The 1,008-nt window shown below is 46.2% G+C and carries 1 protein-coding gene; it reads left to right on the top strand.

The features are described 5' to 3' along the window. Positions 1–203 precede the first annotated feature (203 nt). Complete coding sequence (locus EKM80_RS09330) at positions 204–704, top strand: universal stress protein (RefSeq protein WP_125552857.1); 501 nt, start codon at positions 204–206, stop codon at positions 702–704. The last annotated feature ends 304 nt before the right edge of the window (positions 705–1,008 follow it).

Here is a 1,008-nt window from a genome sequence, read left to right as displayed (position 1 = left end):
TAATAGATTACCACTTTGAGCAATCTATCAACAGGATAAAGTATAGAGCCATAAAAGTTAAGGACCACACGGGCTGCCGCTAAGGTAGCTTTTTATTTCCCCAAATTATTGTTAGCCGTTAAAACGCTTGCTATTGCTAAATCGAACCAGCTATAATGGAGTCAGCAGAACGATGCAAGAAAAAAAGTGAGGTATCGGTAAAGATGAGCGCAAAAAATACGCAGGATCCATTAGACTTTGATGTGCAACCAATGGCATTTCGGCGACTATTAGTGGCCGTGGATGAGGATGATTCGACCTCTTCGATTCGCGCCTTCAACTATGCGGTGACGTTGGCTAAGTCCTACCACGTTCCATTGGCGGTGGTCACAATTTTAGAAACGAACGATTTCAATATTTATGATTCACTTTCACCAGACGTGCTGGCTAATCGGCGCGAGGAAGTGCTGGCCAAGCTTAATCGCTATGCCGATAAGGCGAAAGAATTCGGTGTGCTCGAAGTTTCGACCATGATCGGCGAGGGCAAGCCCGGTAAAATGATCGTCGAGCGCATGATTCCTGAATGGCGGCCTGATTTGTTGATTGTCGGCTCAGAAACGAAAGAAAAAAGCCGCCTCTTCATCGGCTCTCAGGCCAGCTACATGGCACAAAATGCGCCTTGCTCAGTAATTGTCGTCCGCAGCAGCGATGGGTATACGGACTAGGGGTAGCGGACTTTGGCGGAAACGATAGCTTAGCGCTTTTTGCTAATAACTTTCCCTGATTGTGGAGTAGTAGGCTATGCTCCATAACCTAACCGCTTTTTCCCCGCACTTTGGTTGAAACGTGGGTGAAAAAGCAGGTTATTGCGTATAGCTACGCTTAGCGAACGATCCACTTCGTGTATCTTATCGTTAAGCTAGGCTATACTCCATAACCTAACCGCTTTTTCCCCGCACTCTGATTGGAAACGTGGGTGAAAAAGCACTGTCGCTCGGCTTTCCAACACTATTACAATAGTATTAGTTA

It is taken from the genome of Loigolactobacillus jiayinensis (genome assembly GCF_003946445.1).
Lineage (GTDB): Bacteria > Bacillota > Bacilli > Lactobacillales > Lactobacillaceae > Loigolactobacillus > Loigolactobacillus jiayinensis.
Note: the sequence above shows the minus strand (reverse complement) of the source record. Positions and strands in the feature narration are given on the sequence as shown.